The following is a 24,708-nucleotide window of genomic DNA, read 5'->3' as shown; positions in this document are numbered from 1 at the left end:
GGCTAAAAAACTTATTTCAAAAGTTCTTTAGCCTGAGTCATTTTTACACATTTAAAATTTAATACGTACAACGGTACCTTTACCAACTTCTGAATGGATTTCTACACTATGTCCTAATTGCTTCGTAATTTCATGTACGAGATATAGCCCCATTCCAGTTGATTCTTTAAAATCTCTACCATTTTCTCCTGTAAAGAAAGGTTTAAACACTCTTGGTAAATCTTGCTTCGGTATTCCTACACCATTATCAGAAATTTCAAGTATAACATTATTACCTTCCTTACAAGCTTTCACTTTAATCTTCTCTCTACTACCAGATGAATATTTAATCGCATTCGATAGTATTTGTCCAATTAAAAATTGTAACCATTTCGCATCACTTTCTACTGTAATGTCCTTATCAATTTCAAGCTCTGGATATACAAAATTCCGGATAAAGAACCGTTTATGCTCATGTACCGAATCATTCACTATTTTATATAGTTGTACTCTTTCTACATAAAAATCTTGTGTAAATGCTTCTAAACGTGCGACATACAGAGCCATTTCTAATCCCTTTTTTAATCGATCAGTTTCCTCATTTATACTTTCAAAACGTGAATCTACTTCATCCTGTGTAATTAATTCTATTACAGATAAAGGTGTTTTCATTTGATGAATCCACTGATTCATAAAGGTTAAATGGTCATTATTTTTTCTCTCTTGCATTTGCAGCTGATTTTGATAATGTCGATATTGCACCTCAAGTAGTTCTTGAAGAGCAGCCGATACAGCTGCAAAATCAGATTTTTGAACAGATTCATCCAAAGATTGCATCGGGTTTGCTAAGCGCTCATAAAAAGAACGATGTGTAAAATAACGAAACACTAAATAACTTCCCATAAAGAAAACACCTAGAAACATTGCATATAACGCCGTTGTAATATGATTATGCCCATCAAACCAATATACGAGAAATATAGCTAGTAGTTGAATTATAGTAAAGCAAATAAGTGGTATATGATCACGTATAAACAACCTTATCATTTTTCTATACCAGTATCCCAAGTAATATGCAATCTATATCCAACACTACGAATCGTTTCAATCGCACCTTCTATATGTAACGTTTGTAACTTTTTACGCACACGTGTTGTATTTACACTTAATGTATTATCATCAACATAAGATTCGCTATCCCATAATTTATTTAACAACACTTCCCTACTCACAACACGCGGATAATTTTTCATTAATGTCTCTAATAAAATAGCTTCATTTCTCGTTATATCAATCTCTTCGTTTCTAAGTTTCAATACAAGTCTTTCAGGATATAAACAAAGGCCTTGTTGCTCAATCATTCGCTCTTCTAGTTTCGGTGCATAATCTCCATATGCACGTCTTAAATGACTACGAATTTTCGCCACTACAACTTCATAATGAAAAGGCTTCGGAATAAAATCATCGCCACCGTTTTCTAACGCCATAACTTGATCCATCGTACCTTCACGAGCCGAAATGAATAGTATCGGACATGTAGAAACACCACGAATTTGACGACACCAAAAGTAACCATCAAAACTCGGTAAATTAATATCTAATAAAACTAACTCTGGTTGTTCATCTAAAAAAATGTCTAATACATTTTGAAAGTCCGATACAATAACTCCTTGATAACCATATTTCGCAACATATGTTGATAATAGTTCTGCAATTTTCATATCGTCTTCTACAATCATAATTTTGACCATTATTGAACTCCTTTTTAATCCACAATCTCAAATATACTTATATAAAATAAATACTACCTCTTTTCACAAAATCCGTAAATTAAAAAAAGGATGCTTTTATACAAAAGTATCCTTTTTCGTCCCTTATCTATTTAATATGAAATTTACTAAAAGTAAATCCTAGTTTCTCCACATAATCCATCCCTAATTCCATACGCGCCGTTTTCAACGGATCCACAACTTGGCAAACTTTTAAATTACCTGCTGCCGATAATAAAAGAGTTGCATCAGCTTTAGACACTGCTAATTCTTCATGTAAAAATGTTACCATATTATGTACAGCACGACTTGCTGCATCATCTAACAATTTCTCTGAAGCAATCGTCATCATTTTTCCTTTTTGAATAGCCATTGGTAACGGCCATTTCTTTTCTTTTATAATTTGAACTGTCACCGTTACCTCACCAGCAACCTCTACACCACTAACACCAATTTCACCATCACCCATCGCTGCGTGTAAATCACCTAACGCTAATAGTGCTCCTGGGACATTAACTGGTAGTAGTAATGTTGTTCCTTCTTTAATCTCTTTACAGTCCATATTCCCGCCGTGATCATGCGGTGTGCCACATGAAATGCTCTCTTCTTTCGGTGCAGTACCAATTACCCCAATCATTGGATTAATCGGGATTTGTAGTTCACTTGAAAACAAAACATGTTCATTATGTATTGGGACAATTTTCACTGTATTTTCATTTAACTCATCACCTATTACACCAAGGTTTGCACCTGTAGTCAAAACGCCCTGCTCTGCAATTTTAATCTTTTCAATCGTTACGGCTAATATATCGCCAGGTTCTGCTCCTTTAACATATACAGGTCCAGTGGCTGGATTAATTCGGTTCCAATCTAATTCTTGAAACACAACATCTTCAGAATCGATTTGATTTTCAAAGCAATCATATGTTTCAAATACAAGACTGCTCCCAATTTCCACTTCCATACAAGGCTTATTTTCTGGTGACATTGAGTAAATGATATGGTCTTTATGAATTCGATACATAATACCTCTCCCTTTTATATTTATCTACTATTACTAATTAGCTCTTTTTATACAAGCTCCTCTTAAAATTAAATGTTATTTTTATGTAAAAAAGCACGCAGATTGTTTTATAACATACACTCTTTACTATAACAGAAAGGTGGTATCACTATGCCCCTTATTCCATACAATGAAAGTGATGTTGATTTACTAGCTCGTTTAATTCGTGCTGAAGCTGAAGGCGAAGGTCGCCAAGGTGAGGAGTTAGTTGGATGCGTTGTAGTAAACCGTGTATTTTGTGATTGCTTAGATTTTAAACAACTCCGTACCGTACGCGACGCTGTATATCAAAGCCCCGGCGGATTTGAAGCAGTACAATATGGATATTTTTACCAACTCGCTCGTGAATCAGAAAAAGAAATCGCACGAAAAGTTTTACAAGGTGAATGGCGCTGGCCTGCACGATGGGCTCTTTGGTATTTCCGTCCAGTCGGAGCTTGTCCACCTGAATGGTATAATCAGCCATTTGTAGGACAGTTTAAAAGCCATTGTTTTTATGAGCCAAGTGGTGATGAATGTCCAAAAATGTATTCACGATAGTAAAAAAGAAAACACCGAAAGTACCTGCTTTTATATATACTTTCGGTGTTTTCTTTTTATTCAAGTAATCTAATAGTAAGATAAAATATTTAACTCCTATAACATTTTATTAATCGAATATTCAACATGTACTGAAGTTTCTTAGACTAATAGAAACCAAATGGTATATAAGAGATTATCACTAAATAACAACTTTTAGTTTTAATGTATATATTTGTTTATAAAAAAATGATAAACTAATTTACGCATTGGAAAAATTTTATAATGATAAAAAGGGGATCACTATGAAATTACTACGTTTATTTCTCATTCTAACTCTTGTTGTATTATTAAGCGCATGTGGTAATACAGCAGTAAAAGTCACCAAGGTTCAAAAAAACGGCGAAACAACTTTAAACATTGGCTCCCTGAAAGGGTATTACGATGTACAAACGATCAAAACTGAACAAGGAAATGTACAATTTCCTTTTGATGCAACCGTTGAAGAGGGTACAATTTTATTACAAATCACTAAAGACGATAAGGTCATTTACGAAGAAGAAGTCACTTCTCAAAAAGAAGGTTTACTTTCTTTTGAAGCACCAAAATCTGGATCTTATAATTTAATTGTACGCGTAAAGAACGAAAAAGAAAAAGCAAAAGGTATACAAATACATACAAAACTATAAAAAAAACGGCAAGCGAATTCTAGCTTGCCGTTTTTATTTCTAACTCAATTTTCATAATATATACTTATCGATTAAACGAATTGTTTTGTGTATACTTCATCTTTATTTACATTCTATATTTAGACATTATTCTTAAAAAATCTTCTAAAATAAAAATTAAGTTATGATTTCCGGAATTTTAGTTTAATTACCTAAAAAAATTCTTTATCGCTTCTAATTGAATTTTATGACTACACTCATCACAACAATATGCCCCGTTTGGTTTCTCTTTAAATCGCTTATATTTTTCACTGCCTTCGTAAACACGAAATATATTCTTACAAGAAAAGCAAACAATCTCATAAAACATCATATGCATTTTCCTCTCCTTGTTTATACACTTTTTTAATCACTTGTGAGAAGGTCATTTTTCTACAGTATAAATTTTAATATCCTTTGACTAAAAGGTTTACCTCTATTCTTATCGAATTATATTAATATCTTATAACGCGAGGTGAACATCTTGTTCAGTAATATAGAATTAGTTTTAGATGCTAAAGCAAGTTTAGCTGAAGGACCATGTTGGGATGGAAAAAAGCAACTTTTATATTGGGTTGATATTATGGAGAGAAAATTATGCATATACAATCCTACCGCTAATACGAACCGAGTAATTGCTCTCAATCAACAAATTGGCTGTGTTGTTCCATATTTAGAGGATGTATTACTCTTAGCTATGGAAAAAGGCTTTTATTCTATTAATGTAAATACCGAGAAACTGACACATATTTTTGACCCTGAACCACATTTAATAGAAAATCGTTTCAATGATGGAAAATGTGATCCAGCTGGTCGTTTCTGGGCAGGTTCTACAGATACATACGGTATGAATGCTGCAGGTTCCTTGTATTGTTTACATCATAATTTAAGTGTAGAGAAAAAAGTTTCACATGTAAATACATCAAATGGAATTGCTTGGTCACCTGATCATACATACTTTTACTTTATAGATACACCTACTAAAAAAGTGGTTCGCTATCAATATAATATACGTACTGGAGAAATTCATAATCCAAGTGATGTAATCATTTTCTCTGAAAATGATGGTCTACCTGATGGTATGACAATTGACGAAGAAGGTTGTTTATGGATTGCACATTGGGGAGGTTCAAAAATAACTAGATGGAATCCATCTACTGGAGAACAAATATTAAATATTCCAATTCCAGCTTTATATGTAACATCATGTACATTTGGAGGACCTAATTTAACAGATTTATATGTTACAACAGCCAGAACAAGAATGACGGATGACGAATTAAAAGAGTATCCACATGCTGGTGGTATTTTTCGAATTCAAACAAATATAAAAGGTTGTTCTACATATGAATTTTGCAATAAAAATATTGGAGTTGAAACAATGTGAACCGTATCGATTACATAAGACAAGAAGAAAAGAAATATCACGACCTTTGCTATGAACAATATAAACTATTTGAAATTGGCTCTTGGCTGTACAAACCGGTTAAAACAGTTATGGACTTGATGGATCACTTTGAAGGACAAAACAACTTGCAAGTACTTGATCTTGGCTCTGGCGTCGGTAGAAATAGCATTCCAATTGCACAAAAGTTAAGGAATACTAGCGGCACTGTTACATGTGTTGATTTACTTAATTCCGCTTTAACAAAGCTACAAACTTATAGCAAAGAACATGATGTATTCGAGGTTATAAAAACAGAACAAGCAGCAATTGAAAACTATCATATTGACTCTAACGCTTATGATTATATCGTTGCAGTATCAAGTTTAGAACATGTCAAATCAGAAGAAGATTTTAAAAACGTGCTTCATTCTATGAAAAAAGGGACAAAAAACGGCGGTATTAATTGTTTGATTATTAACTCTAACATACAAAAAATTGATTTAAAAACGAATGAAGAATTAGAAGCTTTAATTGAAATTAATCTCCCAACCGAAGAAATAATACGTCTATTAAAAAGCATTTATAAAGGATGGAAAGAAGTAAAAGTTGAAATAAAAGAATTAGCTTATAATATAGTTCGTGATGAAAGACACATTCAATTAAAAACAAATGCTATAACGTTTGTAGTTCAAAAATAATCGTATAATAAAGATATGATTATTTTTCTCAGATTTATTTTTATTGCACGAAATTTGCAACTATAAATATTTATGAAACAAAAAATAAAAGAGCACTTGTTTCCGCAAGTGCTCTTTTTGGGGATTTTGAGATATCCTATTAAAGAAAGTTAAGGTTACTTAAAGTTAATAGGTACTTCTATTATATGCTTGTCCTTTTTATTTGTGCATAATCAATATATAAACATCTTTAATCATTCTTAATAACTTTTAATTATAGTTCTCTCTTACATTTTATCGTAAAAAAATTGATTGAAGGTTTATTTACCACGTTCTTATTTGGTTCATCAATTTCCGAAACTTGTACTAATCCATATTGATTAAAATCTCGTTTTATAGATTCAGAATCATAGAAGAACATTTTTACGCCTTCCATTATTTCATAATAGTCTTGCTCCAGCTGTTTTCCTTTTCCATACATTGGGGCTTTTTGAGAAACAGTTGTAAAAACCATATATCCGCCTGGTTTTAACTGATTATAACAATCTTCAATAAATTTCTCTCTTTCCTGTTCATTCAACAAATGAAGAAGTGCATGACTAAATATCCCATCATACAGTTTGTTATTAAAAGGCATCTCATTTACCGAACCGTGATAGATACTAATATCTTCTAGTCCATTTTGCTTTGCTAAATCAATGGCTGTTTTTGAAATTTCAATACCTGTTACTTTTATACCATTATCGATAAAAACCTTTGCATTTCTTCCATATCCAATACCCGGAATTAATATGTCTTTAACGTTCTTTTCAAGAAAAAAATCTTTTGTCAAAATTGCAGATTCTGTAGATTCAAATCCCCACATCGTTTGTTTTTCGATAAAACTTGATTCCCAAAATTCCATTATGTATCTATCTCCTTATTTTCAATCCATTTTTAGTATCACATTAAAAACTTATAAATTTTAACGCTGCGTCTACCTATGCCAAATTAATTTTTTACCACATTCACTATAAGTCCATTGAATATAGCACAATTATAAGCCTATATCTATTATAATGATTGGTTTAAAATCCACCCTATTTTATTAATCCTTACATTTGTAGAAAAATAAAAAAGCCAATACTTCCGTTATAGTATTGGCTTTTTCTCACGAGAAATTATCTTTTTATATTGTACCGATCTAATACTTTTTCTAACATTTCTAAAGTTATTGGTTGTGCTTCTTTTATTAATTGATAACCAATACGACCATTCGGTTCCGCTGTAACTTGCTGTAAACTCTTTACATCATGGATTCCTTTTTCTCTTAATTGCATATATAGTTGTTGCTCCGACATTTTTGCCTGCATCAAATTCTCTTTTACAATCTCTCCGTTTTCAACAATTATAATGCTACTTCCATTTAGAAATTGTTCCACCTTCCTTGATTTCAATTCAAAGAAATGAATGATAAGTAGTATGCTTGCAAATATGATAGCCGCAAATATAGATGGGACTACTTTTCTACTTAATACAGGTTCCACAATAATACGGCCGATTGATACAACTATAATGATTTCAGCTCTTGTCATTTGGCTGACAGATGCACTACCTGTCATTTTCAAAACAATTATTCCAGTAAAAGTTAATATAATACTTTCCAAAATTATATTCATAATAACCCAATCCTTTAATGGTGTATTTTACTATCATTCCCATTAAAGTTGTGTTTTACTTACCTATTAAGTTGTTAAACCCTTCAGACCATGATGGAAATAAAGGTATCCAACCATACTCTTTACGCGCCTTATTATTGGAAGCTCCTCTTTCCCAACTATCTTTCCCATCTTGAACTTTAGGCTTAGGTGCCCCTATCGCTGCTGCATATATTGGTAACCATTCTTTACTAGTTGCTGGATAATTATCTACAATATTTACGATTCCTGAAGGCCAATTAAGGGCTAGCATAGTAGCTCTTGCAGCATCTTCAACATGTATAAACGAGATTATCCCATCTGATGCAATAATCTCATTATTACGAACTTGATTTGCTATTAATCCGTTTTCCGCATACCATGTTCCTGGTCCGTATAATGTGCCATAACGAAGTATTACCGATTCAGGTAACTCAGTAACAGCTTCTTCTAATTTCAATATGCCATTAACAGTGACTTGTCGAGGCATGGAAGCAGTAATATGTAGTGAATCTTTTTCAGTCGCAAATGTATCCCCTGGTTCATACGCCCATGAAATACTTTGAGCGATTATTTTCTGTACCCCTACATTTTTAGCTGCATCGACAAGGTTACGAGTGCCTTTTGTTCTAATTTTTGCATTATCCTCAAAATCCCATGAAGATAATGACGTTAATTGATGAATAACTACATCGGGATTTGTTTCTTCTAATACAGAAAATACAGCCTTTCTATTAAATACATCAGCTATTACTGGTATGGCACCAACCTTTTTCATTGCTTCTACTTGCGAAGTATTACGGATCATCGCAAAAACTGTATGCCCATTTTTTATTAACATTGGCAATAAAGAACGTCCTATTACACCCGTTGCACCTGCTACAAATATTTTCATATATGTTCCTCCTCATTTAGTAATCATAAATGTGACGAAACATTTGTAAGGTATGTGACAAATATTTTCTCATTTTTTTCGTTATTCATATGAAACATATACTTTTAATGGTTTAATTATCCCTAAACTCAATTCATCAAAGCATTGTATGAGTGAAGTATAATGTATTTCATGTTGAAAGATCTCTTCTATAAATGGTGTTTTTCCTATTTCTTCAAAAAACCAATCTGCATGCTTTTGATAATCGTATCCATCACTTGATCCAATGATTTGCAATTCTTTCTGATAAAAGTTAGCAGTTAATGTTAGTTCTTCTATATTACCATCAGATAGTATACATATTTTACCATTAGTTTTAAGAGCTTTTTGCAAAGTATGGAACCCACTATTTGTAGCAGAACATTCGAAACCATAATTATATGTTTCTATTATTTTCTCTTCTGAATCATATATGTTTTTCGGACCAAACTTCTTTGCAAAATCTCTTCTATTTTTATTAGGCTCAACAACATCCACGTGCTCAATGCCTAGATAGTATTTTAAGAAATAACAAGCGAACAAACCAATAACTCCCATTCCAGTTATAAGTACTTTTTCATCATGTCGCGGGTTTAGTTTCAATACTCCTTTAGCAGCATCACACGAAAGAATAGATAATAAAGCAACTTTAGGTTGTATAGAACAAGGCACTCGGATTACTTTATGCCCCTTAACTATCCCTATCGTTTCATGTCCATAAAAAGAAACTACTTTATCACCTACGTTTACATGTGTTACTTTATTACCAACTTGAATCACTTCACCATAACTTTCATATCCAGTTTTTCTTGGATAAAAAGGATTCGTTTCCGTAACATCGGATCCATTATACTGTGGTAACTCGGCCCCAATGCTTATCGCTCCTGCGATTGTTTTAACGATAATTTCATCGTCCTGTATGTCCTTAATTTCATTTATTTCCCACTTGAGTTGTTTAGGCCCTTTTAAAATTAATTTATATTGTTCCATTTATATCCTCTCTTTTTATAAAGATGTTATAAGTAATATTGTTATCCATCTAGTTATCGACTATATTTATTTACCCACTAGAGAAATTACCCTTGCCCACGTTTATACCGTTACTGCTCCTGTACATTACTGTTCAGCATCTAACACTTTAAGATTACTATTCTGATAACATTTTAAGAAAAGTTGTTGCCGCCCAAATGAAATAGGCAAGTTGCGTAACGATATACATCGTAATTTCAAAACCTGTAAGCTTTCTTTCCTTTTTTATTTTCTTTAAATATCTATAAAAACAAAATGAACATAAAATCAGTAAAACAATAGACATTTGATATAGATTTTCCACTAAAAGAACTGCCATTTATTTCATCACCTTTCCAATAGAAAGCGGGCTATAGTTCAAGCATATCATAAAAAAGGAATTAATTACCATGTAGTCTAGAGCAAATATTACCCAATTAAAACCAGTCACCTTTTTGAATTTATTCAATACAATGTTATGTAATCGACTACACACGATATAATAGGAGATTACTTTCTTTCACTGCAAATGCTTAGGAGGAAGTTGTACATGCAATTGATTCATAACATAAGAAAGGCATTTAATAACCTATGTAACTACGATACGTTCAATTTAATACACACTATTCAATCATTAAATATTTCACTTCATAAAATAGCTCCTTTTATTACTTCACCAGTTAACCTTGAATACGGAAGGAACATTATCTATCAATCTGAATTTGTAGAGATTTTAGTATTAAATTTCCCCAGCAAAGCAAAGACCTTTGTGCACGATCATGGAATATCTGTAGGATGTATACTAATAGTCAATGGTACGTTACAAAATATAACGTACGAAAATAATAGCGAGCGGATTGAAGAGTTTACAGAGGGAAATATTTTCACAGTAAAAAAAGATACTGTGCATAAAATGTATAATGCTACAGATTCAGCAGTAATAACTTTCCACGTATATTCCCCACCATTAAAAGATGTCCAAATATATGAATAGTCTTTAGAAGGAGGAAATATGCAAAATTTGAAAGATTACTATATAAAGAGCTTACAAGATGGTCGTAACGTTTGGCTCTATGGTCAAAAAGTAGATGTAACTACAGACAAACATTTTGCAGGAACATTAAGTACCATTTCTAATTTATTTACATTGTTTGATGATCCAATACGAAGAGATTCTGTTGGATATGTTAGTCCAAAAACGAAAGAATTTGTTCATACAGCCTTTTTAGTTCCGAATTCCTATAACGAATTATTAATGAGGAGAACCGCTTTTGAAACGTGGAGTTATGCTACAGACGGTGTAATGAGTAGACTATCTGATTACGCAAGATCGAGACTTACTGGCTGGTACGTATCAAAATATTTTTATAAAAAATTCGATGCACAGTTTCCAAATAAAATTACATCTTATTATGAAGAAGCGAGAGATAATCACTTATTCTTAAGCGTAGTTCAACGTGATCCACAAATAAATCGATCTACAGAATCAATGTTGAATACAAACGACTTAGGATTACTAAGAGTTACGAAAAAAACTTCTGATGGAATTTATTTAAGTGGTGCTAAAATGATTGGTACTGCTTCTCCTTATTCAAATGATTTATTAATCTATCCATTAGCAAAACTGACTGATACGCAAAAAGATTTAGCTCACTTTCTCATTGTGGCAGCCAATTCCCCTGGATTACATATGGTTTGTAGAGAACCATTTGCGAATACACATTCAATTACAGTTGATTCCCCTCTTAGCTCACAGTACGATGAAATGGATGCACTATTAATCTTTGATAATGTATTTGTACCATGGGAACGAGTCTTACTATATAACAACCCTGAAGCGTTATGGGCAATAAAGTCAGATGTAGCTTCTAGTAGTTTAGCTTATCACCAAGCAATTGTACGATTAGTAGTAAAGCTAGAATTTATAACTGCAATTGCTTGTGAAATTGCTGAAGCGATCGGTGCTACTACTTATTTGTATGTTCAAGTGAAGCTTGGGGAATTAATTATGCAAATCGAAACAATTCGCGCACTTTTAATTGCTGCAGAAGTTGAAGGTACTACAAATGAAACGAAAACTTATTTGCCGAATTTTAAATATATCGAAACTGCAAGGAATCTTGGTTCCAAATATTATCCCCGTGCAATAGAAATTTTACAATTAATTGGAGCAGGTGGGTTCATTCAACTTCCTTCGAGCTCGAATGACTTCCAAAGTCCGATAGCTGATTTATTGAAAAAGTACTTTAAAGGAACGAATATAGATGCCGAACAACGCACAAAATTATTTAAGTTGGCCTGGGATATCATTGGAAGTCCATTAGGATCTAGACACGAATTGTATGAAAGATTTTATGCCGGAGATCCAATACGAAATACAGCTACGCAATATGTAAATTATGATAAAAATCACTTTAAAAAGATGATAAGTAAATATTTACATTGATGAAAAAGAGCACTCTTTGCTAAGAGTGCTCTTAAAAAATATATAATTATCCAATTACATATATAATTGCTCCGGCCACAACTGCTATTTTTCTCCGTAATGGTTTCATCTTATTCACTTTTATTTTTATAATTCAGCTTTATTACTTCTGGTATATACTTCCTATCATATTTTCTCGTATAGATTTCTCCATCAGGAGTAACTAATTGTAAAACAATCTCACCACAAACCCCATCTAGTATTTCAAATTCACCTTGTGCATTTGAAATACTGTGTTCCTTACTTTCAATTGAATCTTCATAAATTTTCACATTAATTATAGGTTCGTTATTTTGATCTACGATAATACCTCTTGAATACTTTGCAACTGCTATGCATTGATCTCTTTTTTTATATTTAGCCACAACCATTACACCAACTACTATAGCGCTACATACAAACAAGAGAATGATTTTTCGCCTCAAAACCAAACAAACCCCTAATTCAAATTATTCTTTTCTAAACTGAAAATTAAACTGTCTTAATTGCTTGATTTCCCCAATTACTTTACGAATACCTTCTTCAATCTTATCTTCTTTTACATTCGAAACATTTAATTTTAATAGTTTTTCTTTAGGGAAATTCCTCATATAATTCTTATCAATAGTATCGACACTTATTTGCATGTCACCTAATTTTTGTATAAGTGTTTCTGTAACTATGTTTTTCTGCATTTCTAAACAGGTGTGTATTCCAAATGTGTTTTGTCTATTATATGTAAATAATGATGGATCTTCATTTTGCACTTTTTCTAATGTTTCTGCTAGTTTTATTGATCTATTATAGTAGGAAGAATTAATTTTACTTTTATGACGTTCAAACATACCGCTCTTTATATAAATTTCTAAAGCCGCTTGAGAAATCATCGGACTATCAATATCTAGTATCTTTTTGTATGTATAGAACGCATTTGCAATGGATGGTGGAATGACCGCAACTCCAACCCGTAAACCTGGAAAAATAATCTTCGAATAACTTTTCAAATATATGACATGACTACAATTATCCAAGCTATATAATGGATCTGCTTTTGAATCAGTTTCTAAATCTGCTAAATAATCATCTTCCACTATAAATACATTGTATTTCTTAGCCAATAGTGTGATTTTTTCTTTCTCATCTTTAGAATAAGACGTTCCAAGCGGATGATGATATCTCGGTATCGTATAGAAGAATTTTATTTTTCCGGTTTGAAATATTTGCTCCAATTCATTCAAATCGATACCTTCATTCGTACGTTTAATACCGATTACAGGAACTTTATTTATTTCTAGATAATCAATATATAGATGATATGTTGGTTGTTCAATTAATACAGTTTCATTTCCATTCGGAAATGGTATAGAAGTTAATATAGCAAGTGCCTGCTGAACACCTGATGTTATAAAAATATTTTCTTCTTTTGTAAAGACTTGATAATTTGCTAGTTGTTTTTGAATAACTGGTATTAAAGATGGTAAGCCTTTCGGCGTTCCATATACAAACAAATCATTTTTATACGTATCAATAGCCTTATTAATACAATGTTGAAAATCTAAATACGGAAAAACATCTGGATCTGGTGCTGAGGAGGCAAAATCAATTATCTCGTTATTTTCTATAGTACTCTCTGATTTTTTAACAACGTAGTATCCACTTTGAGGGACAGAATATATAATGTGACGCTTTTCTAATTCATGAAGAGCACGTATAACTGTTGCCTTATTACATTCATATTGCGTAACGAGTGACCGTATAGACGGTAATTTCTTTCCTTCTCTTATTTCTCCATTTTGAATCATATTTTCTATGTCGTTTAAAATATGTAAATACTTATACATCTTACACCTCCTTCAGTAATTCTATATTTAATTATATCGATTTTTCATTCATATAGCATTCATTCCTCAATTAGTTAATTTTCCGATCATCTATATCGTAAATCCCAATAGCATATGAATCATTTTCAATCCATTTCTTTACTGCTTCTGTTTTAAGTACCCCTTCAACTTCTTTTTCTATTTTCTGTCCAAGTTCTCTCGCCCCTACTTCATCATCGCTAATCTTAGTTTTTATATCAATGGTAACAGGTTGATTCTTTTTATAATTTATTTGCTGAATACCAAACCCTTCATATCCATTTTTTCTGAATACGTCATCAAATATATGTCCAAAAACTTGATTCCATCTACTCTCTGCCTTTACAACTTCTCTATTTCTTTGAGTTATATTGATTTTATAAGACGTTACACCTTGTATCACCAATCTTTTATTAATATCATTTTTTATTTCGTTACTATCTTCGCTATCAGCAATCTCTAAATCTAATATTCTTTCTTTTTCATCTCTTATAGCAGCACTAAAAAAAGATTCCTCCTTTACCGCGGCTGTAGCAATATCCATCACTATAGACTCTTCACTTTTAGCATCTTCAATGTCATTCTCACAGGCACATAATAAAGCAAGTGGAAATAAAAATACAAGTAACTTCTTTCCCTTTCTCATGCAGCACCCCTCCATATATTTTCATTTACGATAAACTTTTTACTTTGACATATAAATACCTTCTTTAATTATTAAATTTAACATTATTTCACATTTACCCCACTTAACAAGGGAATTACAATTAATAAATAGAATATCTCTATGAATAAATAAAAAGTGAGGGATATATAATGCAACATGTAAATACGATTGATATTAGTAATGTACTACAATTGGAAAAAACTCTTTCGACTTTATTAAATAAAATAATTTCTTCAAAACTAGACCTTGAAAATTGGTTAAAAGAGCAGTCAAAAGTAATTTGGGACATCGAAGAACAATTAAGATCACATTACATCGCCTTTCAATGTAATACGGATGATGAAGAAATAAAGGATACTTTTGAACATGATCAACAATTTGTAAAGCCACTTTTAAAGCGGTACCAAAATTTATTGGATAATAAATATTTAGAGTCACCTTTTCGAATGGAATTAGATTCTAACGTATATGGTTTATTAGATACAAAAATAAAAAATGCTCAAAAGTTATTTTGTGAGGAAAATATCGAATTAGAAATACAGGAAGACAAATTAGTCACAGAGTACTTTGAAATCACTGGAGGATTAAGTGGAATTTGGGACGGAGAAGAAAAAACGATAACAGAATTACAATCCTATTTACAAGATTCGAATCGTGACACCCGTAAAAAGGCAAAAACCATTATTTCTGAACAATTTTTATCTGTTGAAAAAGAACTCCAAAACATATTAAATCAATTAATTAAAATTCGCCATCAAAAAGCAAAAAATATTCAACTAGAGAATTATCGCGATTATATGTTCAAAAAATACGAGCGTTTTGATTATTCAGCGATAGATTGCTATGAACTAGCTGAATCGATACGTAAGTATGTTGTGCCGCTTAAAGATAAAATATTGCTAGAGCAAAAAGATAAACTGCAAGTTGATACACTTCGCCCGTGGGATGTATCAGCTGTAACTCCAGATCAAAAAGTACTTAAACCTATTACAAATGAAAATGATTTAATTGAAAAGAGCACTCATATCTTTAATAAACTAGATGTTGAATTTTCAGCACTTTTAAACCGAATGTATAAACACAATTGTCTTGATTTAACAAGCCGCAAAGGAAAAGCAGCTGGTGGCTTTTGTGAGTACTTACCAGCTTCACAATTATCTTATATTTTTATGAACTTAAATTATACACAAGATGATATTGTCACTTTTATACATGAAATGGGTCATAGTATTCATAACGAACTCATAAAACCATTAAAATTACGACAGTATATAGAAATTCCAGCTGAAACAGCTGAGCTAGCCAGTATGACAATGGAGTTATTCTCGCTTAATTATTGGGATACCTTCTATACAGACAAAAAAGATTTAAAACAAGCAAAAATTAACTTCTTTAAAGATGTTATTTCATATTTACCTATTATGCTTATTGTCGATCAATTTCAACACTGGCTGTATGAAAATCCAAGTCATACTTCTGAAGAAAGAAATGAAAAATACTTACAACTTCAAAAATATTATCAGTCTAGCGTCATACATATTGATGGCTACGAAAACTGGATAGCAACGAGTTGGTTACCTGTACTCCATATTTTTGAAGTACCATTTTATTATATTGAATATGCGATCGCCCAACTTGGTGCATTACAAATGTATAAACAATATAAAGAGGATCCTAAGCAAGCGCTAGAAAATTATAAAAAGGCATTATCACTAGGAAGCTCGCAATCTATAAAAGAAGTGTATGATGCAGCCGGTATTCGTTTTGATTTTTCTGGTGAAACAATTAAAGAACTAATGCTATTTGTAGAAAAAGAATTAGAATTACTTGAGCAATTATAAGAAGAAAGCTGCACCTATATTTTGGGTGTAGCTTTCTTCTTTATTTTATTAATCAGCTCTATGTACTGAGTATCTCCATATCCGATTGTTGGAAAAAGATAAAACAACTTTATTAATAATTCACGAGTTGATAAATCTTTATTTTTAGAGATGAATTTCATTACTGCATTATCTTCTGTTAACATTTCTAAAAATAAGTCTATAGCCTGATACATTACAGGTGGTACTTTATGAGAGGTCTTTTTATGGTTTACTAATACTTCATTGTATATAGAAGAATAATTCCCCAATTCAAGTTCAATTTGATTTACTTTAAATTCATCCTCTCTAAAGCTATTTAAGTATACCTTCCCTTCATAAGCAGACTGTTCAAGGTGAGAAAGTATGGTAAGTAGGTTCATTTGGCAAAACATATCTTCACCAAACCATAGAACAATACATTTATACTTTTTCGTAAAAAGGTTTTCTAACGGATCTATAACCTTTTTTATATAACTTTCTACTGAACTGTTATGTCCTTTCGCTCTTGTTTTAATAAACTCTTCATTAAAAACTTGAGTAGTAGCCGAGTTCACACACATTGCCTCATTAAATGGGGCATAATCAGAATCACCCATTAGCTTTTCGTTTTTAAATTCTTCATACATAACTTGACCATTTAATATGTTAAGTACCTCTTTATCAAATAGCTTACTCTTTCTATCTCGTAACTGTTCAACCTCTATTTTTCTAGAAATATTCATTTTAAACGCCCCTTCTTTATTTAAATTTAGTTTAACAAATGATTGACTAGGCATTTTGTTAAGTTGATATTCTCTTGGATTCATTCCAAAAACATTTTTACATATTCGATTTAGCCGTTCCTATTTATAGTGCGATAGAATATTCATTTGCTGGAAATGGGAATATCGTTGACTATGAGTATTCTATTACAAAAGCACTATTTGAAGGCTACCAAGAGGAAAATGAACTACCAAAAGAGATGATAGACAAGTTTCCATTATTTATTAAATTAAAAGAGATTTTTGAATATAGCTTAATGCATATGTATTGGGATAAAGAAGAATTAACGGAGGAACAAGTACGGATAATGAATCTTTATAGATTAAAACTTGAAAATAATTATTCCTTAATAAATATGTAAAGCGAATGTTGTTTAACTATGTAACTATAGTTGAACAACATCCGCTAAAAACTTAATTGATTAGGAATGTTTTACATATCATCTTTTATTAGTTGTGATTCTTTTGCGTGCTGTATCTTAATTAATATTGCTTTATACAAAAACACTATACCTAGTACAGCGAAAATGATACTTACTGGAATACGGGCAATATGAGGAAGGTAGCGCGGAAGAAAGAATAGACGGACTCTTTCATCCACATCAAATATTTCAAAGACAATCGGCACTATACTTTGGTGCACTAAGAAAAAGATTCCCATAAACACAAGAAGAACAACAACGGCAAGTTTTTTCTTCGGTAATTCTATTTCTGTATTACGAATTTTCTTTTTGTGATTATCACTGTTAATTTTCACCCCACTTTTCATTTCAAATAGCAACTCAGGGCCATTTCTTTCAAGTTTTTTGTAAGCGATGCGCCCAAATAGCCATGCTAAAAACACTCCCGTACAAACCCCAGTCGGTACACCTAACCATTGTATGAATTGTATATGTAATGATGTCCCCAACCATACAACTAGTAACGAGGGTATCGTTGTTACTTGCACCATCAACAGCATGAGCCACGTGGTTATAAACATTTTACTCGCATTCATATCGTCACCAGATATTATCGTTCCTCTTCCACGGCGATGTGGATCAGTAATTGGAATTAAATTAACTACAGAAAATAAGACAATAAGGCCGACTGCCCCACCAAGTAAAGCTGGGACTACTGCAAATACCCATGGATAAACGAAAGTAAGTCCGCTAGTAAAAGTGAAAATTATTGTAGTTAAAATTGCTACAGGACCAATAGCTATCAACCAAGCTAATTGACGACCACGCACGTCAATCCTTTCTGCGCCAGGTGTCACCAACGTTAACCATAACGCGCTTCCATCGAAACCATATAAATTACAAGCAAACATACTTGTAAATACAATCATAATTACTCCCGCCCAAGGCATTAAGTATGGTATATCCGCAATTGTAACTATAATCCCATAAAATACACCTATCCATATTCCCATCCGCAAGAAACGCCCTCGTTGTGGATCCTTCCCCCAACATTTTAGCTCCTTAGTTATGATCGCTCCTATTTTAGTTTCAAAAAAGATTTTAAAAACTTTTCTATAATGCTTTTTAGTAATCTCACTTTGGATTTTTTTAGAATCTCTCACTGTACTTCTAGTCAATAATGTAGTCCATATAAATAAAAGAAGTCCACAAAATATCGTTATTGCACTCAAGAAAACACTGGTTAATAACCAATTAGATTGACTTGCGTACTCAACAGCAAGTATTGTCCAACTAGATGGCATCATGTAAAGTAGCACGGTATCAGTAAATATTATTCTATTGATTACAGGAAGTGCATACCAGCCCACATTTAGAAATGCAATAATGAAACCAATGAACATCGCTCCCATTTCCATACCGACTCTTGATTTCATCGCCTCACCCATAATACTAACTATTACTTTTGATAACAACACTACAAAAACTAACTGTAAAATAATTGCCGGGACCGCAACTACAATTGCATATATACTAATTCTAGCTGCATAGATTAATAATCCTATGAAAGCTAAAAAACTAACCAGTGGGCCTACTCCAATAAAAGTTACACCGAGAAGCATCCTAGCTAGTTTATAAGAATTGAGCGGAAGCAACACAAAATATTCAGGACGTAATATTCCGTCTCCTCCAGTAAGCATCGGACCTATAATCCACCCTAGTGCCCAAATAGCGAATGTTACATATAAAATGCTTTTTGATATAGTTTGTTCTGTTGGATAAAAAGAAAAAAGTAGAATAGTTCCAATCGCTAGCAACAAACCAACTAATCCTGTCATAATAAATAACACTGCCCTGCCACGATTCATTGAATGTTTAAGCATTGATAACTTCATTTGAATTAAAACATTAACCAAGACAATTCCCCTCCTTTAGTGGCGGGTTTACCTACTAATCGAATGAAAATATCCTCTAGTTTTTCTTCACCACAAACATCTTCCATCTTTCCAGATGAAATTACTCCCCCTTGCGAAATAATCGCAACGTGATCACAAAGTTGTTCAACTAATGCCATGACGTGACTAGAAAATACTACAGAACCACCTGAACTAACAAATTTCTGTAAAATCTTTTTAATAGTAGTTGCAGAAATGGGATCTACTGCCTCAAACGGTTCATCGAGAACGAGTAATTTTGGCGCATGAAGAAGTGCAAGTGCAAGGCCGAGTTTTTTACGCATACCAGTAGAATAATTAATAACTAAAGTCCCCTCAGTATTATTCAGCTCTAATACTGCAAGTAATTCTTCTGTCCGCTGAGCAACTTCCTTGGCATTCATTCCTCTTAACAATCCCATATATGTTAATAATTCACGACCAGTAAGTCTTTCCGGTAAAGCCAACCCATCTGGTAATACCCCAATCAGCGCTTTAGCTTGTTTTGGATTACCCCAAACATCAATCCCAAAAACTTTAGCGTTCCCTCCATCCGGTCGTAACAAACCAACAGCCATCGATAAAGATGTAGTTTTTCCTGCTCCATTAGGACCAACAACTCCGTAAAAAGATCCCCTTGGAATAGTTAAATCAATATGATTGACTGCAATAAATTCACCGAACCGCTTATGTAATTTCGAAAGTTGTAGCGCAGGAGCAGATTTCTCAAATTCGGTGGTCAATGAAATCGATTCATCAGTTTTCATAAAACGGACTCCTTTTTTTACTACTATATTTTTTGTAAGCAAAATCTAATAATTTTACTCATTTAATTACACTACTGAATCATTAATTTATTTAGTAATTCAATGTTATTAGCTGACACCTTTTCAGTTAACCTAGCTGCAATAATAATAGGAGCCCATTGAAAGATCTCATTTCTTGATAACCTCGTATTTCTGCAATATATATGTAAATACATTTCAGCTAATTCTACTGAAGCTTGAGCGTACAATAAATATGTACGAAATACATCTGCACCAATATCACCTGAAGTAGCATCTACCCAATCTATAATTTTCACATTACTATTACTGAGAATTAGATTAAATGGATGGAGATCCCCATGACATAATCTATGTTCAAATTTGATTGCTTCTAACTTATTTAATATATTTTCCTTTTGTTTTTCATCCAATTTATGCACAGATTTAATTTGACGCTCTAACCTTTCCCTCATTAACTCCATTTCATCTGTATTCACATGTATAGCATGGATCTTTTTTTGCTCATTAACACAAAGGCTGATATAACGCTCTGCCTCATTTAAATTATTAAGCAGAAGATCACCAATGTTGTCCCCTTTTACATGTTCCATAATAATTGCCTGTCTATTTTGTATCTTTTTCACTTCAAATACGTTTGGAACTGGCAACCCGCATGAATACGCATATTTTTGTTTTTTTGCTTCATTCATAGACTCTGTATCTGGGAGGTAATCTTTAAATAATTTTACAACCTTATCATCAGTTAAATAAATTTCTGCTGTATTCCCTTTTGCAATTGGATTACCTAAAACCACTTTATTTCCCCCCTTAACATAAATTAGAATAACACCTTATACTTCTCTTTAAATTCACTATAATCCTAGCTAAAACCTTCTTCACGAATATACAAAAAACTTACCGCTTTTCATCCTTAAATAGAAAGCGGTAAGTTTAATTGTTTAGGAATATCCGAATGAAACTCTGATGTATGCACAATTGAAAATGTATATCCTTGCTCAATAAATGATACTTCATTACGTTTACATTCAAATGATACACTATTTTTCTTAAAGTTATTTTGGATTCGCTGTAAAAATGCGACGTCTGGTGTTCCAAAAGAAACGTGTACTTTCGGTGATAGAGCTTTCATCGCGATTGGAATCCAAGGTCGCTGCCACCAAGTTGCGACGACATAAGCAGTGCCACCAACTACAAAGTTAAAAATATCCCCGTCTTCCATCGTTTTCATATTTAGATTTGATTTTAGCCATTCCGTAAAAACAGGTACACTTTTAACAGGAAGACCAATTTCCCTTACATATAAAATGTTTAAAGGTGACTGCGGTACTAATACATCTTCTTTAACATAACTATGCGCGATAATTTCGAGTAGATTTCCATCTCCGTCTTTAAAGTATAAATTGAATCGACCATCCTCTTCATCAATTATATGACCATCTTTCCATTTCACAATGAGTAATCCAGACTCCTCAAGCCATCTTGCTGTTTCATGAAATTTTGAATATGGGATTTCAAAAGCAAAATGTGCAGGTGCAATTGGTTCATACACTTCTTGAAAACTAATTGTTGTATAAGGTGTTACTTCAAATTGAATGAAGGATGCTGTTTCTTTTTTTATTGGAAAAGATAATATGTCCTTATAAACTTGTTTTACCCCTTCTATGGAAACCGTTTGTAGTTTTATATCTGATATATGTGTAATCACTTTACATTCCCCCTCATTTCTTATTATCTATTCGTATTGTATTACACTTATAAACAGATAAAATCAAACGGAAGGATGGATTTTTCATATAGAAACTACAACTTTAGTATGAATATGTTAGCCACAATTATTTTTTATTTCCGCTATAACAATTTCTGGTTTATCCCAGTGCAACATGTGTGTAGTATCAGGAATTACTTTTACTATACTGTCCGTTTTCTCTTTAAAAACATGTACTGTCTTATCTCTATAATCCGCCCAAACTTGTGGGACTGTAGCTCGAAGTAATACAATATTAGCCGGTAGCTTCTCATATATATCTATTGTTTCATCTTTATGCATACCTCTTATTATATTATTAGCTGTATTCCCCCTGGCATGCCACCATACTTTATTATCCATTTCGATCCCTAGATCCTTTACAGCAACTTCTAACAATGAAGACCACCTAGTATAAGCTTCTTTTTCACTTTTGAAAAATTCGTCCCAATTATTAAAAACGTATTCATCAAAGTCTTTTTCATAATAAGCAATTTCTTCTTCCAACGCTTCTTCTTGAAGCCTTTTTGTTTGATATCCACCATCAATAAGAATACTTCCTTGTACTTTTTCTGGATGATTTAACAAATAAAATAACGCTACAAAACTTCCCCATGAATGTGATAGAAAATAGAAGTGTTCGATTCTCAATTCATTTATTATTTCATTTAACCAATTTGCTAAATTTTGCATCTCATAATCTTCTGTTCTTTCAAATGGCGGGGTTTTACCGTGTCCAGGTGCATCAACGGAGATAAATCTATACTCTTCTTTTAATTCTTCAGCAATTTCTATAAAACTTAAACTCGTACTACCTAATCCATGTAAACAAAAGATAACGGGCTTGTCATTATTCCCCCATTCAGTAATATGTACATTTATTTTTTCATTGCTAATATAGTAACGTTTCAAAACATTTATCCTCCATATTTTGATTTTTTAATTTATACTTTATTTATTTCTATTATTTTCAAGTATTTCCTGTATTCTTTTCCACACAAAAAGCTGCTTTTCATTTAAAGAAAAGCAGCTTTTACACTAAAATATATTATAATTTAACAGCGATAATCATAAATCTTTTTGAATTCGTACGAATCCCTTTTTCAGAACTATTCGTTTCAATGAACTTTTGTAAAATAGTAAAATCTTCTTCCTCTTTTCCAAATCTAGGAATAATAGGCGTATGTTTTAATAAGAAAATGAGATCTTCAGACGTACTGTAATAATCAGTAACATCATATTCACGTACTTGCACGAGATCAAATCCTGCACTAATAAGTTCATCCATATACTTTTCTTTTAAAGTGCCATCTCGTTCATCTAAGCATTGTCCTCTGCCAAATGCTTCTTTCAGGTTTAATTTATCATTCTCACTTACTTGTTGCGTTAAGAAAAAAGCACCTCGTTTCATTACTTTCGCTAACTCAGATGCTATAAACGGTGCGTGACAACTTGAAGCGATATCAAAATGGGCATTCTGAAACGTTAACGCTTCAGAACCCATTTGAAGAAACTCAACATTTTGTACACCTGATTTTTTCAAGTTGGAATGTGCCGTTTCAATCATGCCGTTAGAATTATCAATTCCAATCAACAATTTAGCTGATGATGCTATGTTAAGTACATTTTCTCCTCCGCCTGTACCAACATCAAGTAAAATATGTGATGGTTTACACCTTTCTTTTACCTCACTATAAAAGTCCCATGTATCTCCTACAGTTTCACATTTTATTTTACTAAAATCCCATCCATTTAATCTTCCTACTTTATCATAGAAGCTTTTATACTCTAATTCGTTCATCTTATTACTTCCCCTTTGTAAAAATAAATTAAATATGTATAATAACCTACGACACTCCTTAATTATATATTATAAAATACAAATTATTAAAACAACATTTCCCTTCAAACTACAATAAGTTTACATAATATTTTTATGGTTTATCTTTATCTATATATTCTAAATGCCCTCTTCCCCAACTACACATACTATCCAAAACAGTACTGACTGTTTTTCCATGTTCAGTTAAGCTATATTCTACTTTAGGTGGTATTTCTTGATAAATTTCGCGTTTTATTAGTTGATCTTGCTCTAATTCACGTAATTGCTTTGCTAACGTCCCTTGAGATATATCTGGTATTAATCTCTTTAATTCACCAAAACGTTTCGTTCCATCTGTTAGCAAAATAAATAAAATAAGCGGCTTCCATTTCCCACCGATTATTTGTAATGTTGCTATTACCTCTTTTAACTTCGGTTCTTGTAAATCCATTTTTCTCACCTCTCCTCAGATATCATAAAGTGAAACTTTAATCAGTGGGGGTTTTGTTCATCCCACACTGATTATTAGTTGAACCAATCGGGCTTTTACGGGCAGTTGATCTCTTACCTAACTTCCTTGCATTTTCCTAACTTTGAGGTGAGAGTTTTACTGCCCGTTAATGCGGGATAAACAATATGTAGAAATTTTTCGTATTACTTATCCGCATAAATAGCAATTAGTACGAAATTTGCGACTATGTACATATA

Annotated in this window: 28 protein-coding genes; 8 read left to right on the top strand and 20 right to left on the bottom strand. The window is 32.3% G+C overall.

What is annotated here, in order from left to right; all coding sequences use genetic code 11:
- Positions 1-51: 51 nt before the first annotated feature.
- The 3 genes from V6946_RS13165 to V6946_RS13155 all read right to left on the bottom strand — a co-directional run bounded on the left by V6946_RS13165 (position 52) and on the right by V6946_RS13155 (position 2,772).
- Complete coding sequence (locus V6946_RS13165; protein ID WP_033692331.1) at positions 52-1,026, bottom strand: HAMP domain-containing sensor histidine kinase; 975 nt, start codon at positions 1,024-1,026, stop codon at positions 52-54.
- Positions 1,023-1,730 (bottom strand): response regulator transcription factor, encoded by a 708-nt coding sequence (locus V6946_RS13160; RefSeq protein WP_000239007.1) that lies wholly within the window; start codon positions 1,728-1,730, stop codon positions 1,023-1,025. The genes V6946_RS13165 and V6946_RS13160 overlap by 4 nt, the downstream gene beginning before the upstream one ends.
- Before the next feature lie 127 nt (positions 1,731-1,857).
- A complete protein-coding gene (locus V6946_RS13155) occupies positions 1,858-2,772 on the bottom strand; it encodes an acetamidase/formamidase family protein (RefSeq protein ID WP_000285661.1) in 915 nt (304 codons plus the stop codon).
- A gap of 150 nt (positions 2,773-2,922) precedes the next feature.
- Here V6946_RS13155 and V6946_RS13150 point away from each other — a divergent pair, with 150 nt between their 5' ends.
- Positions 2,923-3,351, top strand: coding sequence for a cell wall hydrolase (locus tag V6946_RS13150; RefSeq protein ID WP_006921577.1), 429 nt, complete (start codon positions 2,923-2,925; stop codon positions 3,349-3,351).
- Positions 3,352-3,635: 284 nt separating this feature from the next.
- Positions 3,636-4,019: a hypothetical protein gene (locus V6946_RS13145; RefSeq protein WP_000771814.1), complete on the top strand. Its 384-nt coding sequence runs from the start codon at positions 3,636-3,638 to the stop codon at positions 4,017-4,019.
- 187 nt (positions 4,020-4,206) lie between these two features.
- On the opposite strand, the gene V6946_RS13140 is transcribed toward V6946_RS13145, so the two are convergent.
- Positions 4,207-4,377 (bottom strand): DUF2197 domain-containing protein, encoded by a 171-nt coding sequence (locus V6946_RS13140; RefSeq protein ID WP_000551047.1) that lies wholly within the window; start codon positions 4,375-4,377, stop codon positions 4,207-4,209.
- A 144-nt stretch (positions 4,378-4,521) separates the two neighbouring features.
- Here V6946_RS13140 and V6946_RS13135 point away from each other — a divergent pair, with 144 nt between their 5' ends.
- Together V6946_RS13135 and V6946_RS13130 are read left to right on the top strand one after the other, a co-directional pair.
- Positions 4,522-5,424 (top strand): SMP-30/gluconolactonase/LRE family protein, encoded by a 903-nt coding sequence (locus V6946_RS13135; RefSeq protein ID WP_006921576.1) that lies wholly within the window; start codon positions 4,522-4,524, stop codon positions 5,422-5,424.
- Positions 5,421-6,122, top strand: a complete 702-nt coding sequence (locus V6946_RS13130) for a class I SAM-dependent methyltransferase (RefSeq protein ID WP_006921575.1) — start codon at positions 5,421-5,423, stop codon at positions 6,120-6,122. The genes V6946_RS13135 and V6946_RS13130 overlap by 4 nt, the downstream gene beginning before the upstream one ends.
- Positions 6,123-6,375: 253 nt before the next feature.
- On the opposite strand, the gene V6946_RS13125 is transcribed toward V6946_RS13130, so the two are convergent.
- From V6946_RS13125 to V6946_RS13105, 5 genes are all read right to left on the bottom strand, one after another.
- Complete coding sequence (locus tag V6946_RS13125; RefSeq protein WP_006929509.1) at positions 6,376-7,005, bottom strand: bifunctional 2-polyprenyl-6-hydroxyphenol methylase/3-demethylubiquinol 3-O-methyltransferase UbiG; 630 nt, start codon at positions 7,003-7,005, stop codon at positions 6,376-6,378.
- Positions 7,006-7,261: 256 nt separating this feature from the next.
- Positions 7,262-7,759 (bottom strand): DUF421 domain-containing protein, encoded by a 498-nt coding sequence (locus tag V6946_RS13120; protein ID WP_001021411.1) that lies wholly within the window; start codon positions 7,757-7,759, stop codon positions 7,262-7,264.
- A gap of 55 nt (positions 7,760-7,814) precedes the next feature.
- On the bottom strand, positions 7,815-8,672 hold the full coding sequence (locus V6946_RS13115) for an NAD(P)-dependent oxidoreductase (RefSeq protein ID WP_006929510.1): 858 nt from the start codon (positions 8,670-8,672) through the stop codon (positions 7,815-7,817).
- Positions 8,673-8,753: 81 nt separating this feature from the next.
- On the bottom strand, positions 8,754-9,680 hold the full coding sequence (locus tag V6946_RS13110) for a zinc-binding dehydrogenase (protein WP_366981572.1): 927 nt from the start codon (positions 9,678-9,680) through the stop codon (positions 8,754-8,756).
- A 157-nt stretch (positions 9,681-9,837) separates the two neighbouring features.
- Positions 9,838-10,038, bottom strand: a complete 201-nt coding sequence (locus V6946_RS13105) for a hypothetical protein (protein ID WP_000279694.1) — start codon at positions 10,036-10,038, stop codon at positions 9,838-9,840.
- A gap of 210 nt (positions 10,039-10,248) precedes the next feature.
- On the opposite strand from V6946_RS13105, the gene V6946_RS13100 reads away from it, so the two are divergent.
- Together V6946_RS13100 and V6946_RS13095 are read left to right on the top strand one after the other, a co-directional pair.
- Positions 10,249-10,692, top strand: a complete 444-nt coding sequence (locus tag V6946_RS13100) for a cysteine dioxygenase family protein (protein WP_001176008.1) — start codon at positions 10,249-10,251, stop codon at positions 10,690-10,692.
- An 18-nt stretch (positions 10,693-10,710) separates the two neighbouring features.
- Positions 10,711-12,144 carry a 4-hydroxyphenylacetate 3-hydroxylase family protein gene (locus tag V6946_RS13095; protein ID WP_006929512.1) on the top strand — a complete coding sequence of 478 codons (1,434 nt, stop codon included), beginning with the start codon at positions 10,711-10,713 and terminating at the stop codon, positions 12,142-12,144.
- A gap of 110 nt (positions 12,145-12,254) precedes the next feature.
- Here V6946_RS13095 and V6946_RS13090 read toward each other — a convergent pair whose 3' ends face one another.
- The 3 genes from V6946_RS13090 to V6946_RS13080 all read right to left on the bottom strand — a co-directional run bounded on the left by V6946_RS13090 (position 12,255) and on the right by V6946_RS13080 (position 14,667).
- Positions 12,255-12,608: a serine/threonine protein kinase gene (locus V6946_RS13090; RefSeq protein ID WP_033692968.1), complete on the bottom strand. Its 354-nt coding sequence runs from the start codon at positions 12,606-12,608 to the stop codon at positions 12,255-12,257.
- A gap of 24 nt (positions 12,609-12,632) precedes the next feature.
- On the bottom strand, positions 12,633-14,003 hold the full coding sequence (locus tag V6946_RS13085; RefSeq protein ID WP_149215687.1) for a PLP-dependent aminotransferase family protein: 1,371 nt from the start codon (positions 14,001-14,003) through the stop codon (positions 12,633-12,635).
- A gap of 70 nt (positions 14,004-14,073) precedes the next feature.
- Entirely contained in the window at positions 14,074-14,667 is a 594-nt protein-coding gene (locus tag V6946_RS13080) for a DUF4030 domain-containing protein (protein WP_001225387.1), read from the bottom strand.
- 170 nt (positions 14,668-14,837) lie between these two features.
- On the opposite strand from V6946_RS13080, the gene V6946_RS13075 reads away from it, so the two are divergent.
- Complete coding sequence (locus tag V6946_RS13075; RefSeq protein ID WP_006929518.1) at positions 14,838-16,529, top strand: M3 family oligoendopeptidase; 1,692 nt, start codon at positions 14,838-14,840, stop codon at positions 16,527-16,529.
- A gap of 14 nt (positions 16,530-16,543) precedes the next feature.
- Here the strand turns inward: V6946_RS13075 and V6946_RS13070 are convergent, their stop codons facing one another.
- On the bottom strand, positions 16,544-17,356 hold the full coding sequence (locus tag V6946_RS13070; RefSeq protein ID WP_231392313.1) for an AraC family transcriptional regulator: 813 nt from the start codon (positions 17,354-17,356) through the stop codon (positions 16,544-16,546).
- Between V6946_RS13070 and V6946_RS13065 the strand changes: the two genes are divergently transcribed.
- Positions 17,347-17,673, top strand: a complete 327-nt coding sequence (locus tag V6946_RS13065; protein WP_366981573.1) for an aminoglycoside phosphotransferase — start codon at positions 17,347-17,349, stop codon at positions 17,671-17,673. The genes V6946_RS13070 and V6946_RS13065 overlap by 10 nt on opposite strands.
- Positions 17,674-17,744: 71 nt before the next feature.
- Here the strand turns inward: V6946_RS13065 and V6946_RS13060 are convergent, their stop codons facing one another.
- From V6946_RS13060 to V6946_RS13030, 7 genes are all read right to left on the bottom strand, one after another.
- A complete protein-coding gene (locus V6946_RS13060; protein WP_366981574.1) occupies positions 17,745-19,628 on the bottom strand; it encodes a hypothetical protein in 1,884 nt (627 codons plus the stop codon).
- Positions 19,613-20,413 carry an ABC transporter ATP-binding protein gene (locus tag V6946_RS13055; RefSeq protein WP_366981575.1) on the bottom strand — a complete coding sequence of 267 codons (801 nt, stop codon included), beginning with the start codon at positions 20,411-20,413 and terminating at the stop codon, positions 19,613-19,615. Before V6946_RS13055 ends, V6946_RS13060 begins: the two co-directional genes overlap by 16 nt.
- Before the next feature lie 71 nt (positions 20,414-20,484).
- Positions 20,485-21,228, bottom strand: coding sequence for an aminoglycoside phosphotransferase family protein (locus V6946_RS13050; RefSeq protein WP_006929222.1), 744 nt, complete (start codon positions 21,226-21,228; stop codon positions 20,485-20,487).
- 116 nt (positions 21,229-21,344) lie between these two features.
- Complete coding sequence (locus V6946_RS13045; protein WP_102956490.1) at positions 21,345-22,139, bottom strand: VOC family protein; 795 nt, start codon at positions 22,137-22,139, stop codon at positions 21,345-21,347.
- A gap of 117 nt (positions 22,140-22,256) precedes the next feature.
- Positions 22,257-23,090, bottom strand: a complete 834-nt coding sequence (locus V6946_RS13040) for an alpha/beta fold hydrolase (protein ID WP_006929224.1) — start codon at positions 23,088-23,090, stop codon at positions 22,257-22,259.
- 136 nt (positions 23,091-23,226) lie between these two features.
- Entirely contained in the window at positions 23,227-23,979 is a 753-nt protein-coding gene (locus V6946_RS13035; protein WP_006929231.1) for a class I SAM-dependent methyltransferase, read from the bottom strand.
- A 133-nt stretch (positions 23,980-24,112) separates the two neighbouring features.
- Positions 24,113-24,451 carry a winged helix-turn-helix transcriptional regulator gene (locus V6946_RS13030; protein ID WP_366981576.1) on the bottom strand — a complete coding sequence of 113 codons (339 nt, stop codon included), beginning with the start codon at positions 24,449-24,451 and terminating at the stop codon, positions 24,113-24,115.
- Between the last annotated feature and the right edge of the window lie 257 nt (positions 24,452-24,708).

Source organism: Bacillus sp. PPSBB_2 (assembly GCF_045291115.1).
GTDB classification, from domain to species: Bacteria; Bacillota; Bacilli; order Bacillales; family Bacillaceae_G; genus Bacillus_A; species Bacillus_A cereus.
The sequence above is the reverse complement of the archived record's forward strand: the minus strand, read 5'-3'. Positions and strand labels throughout refer to the sequence as shown.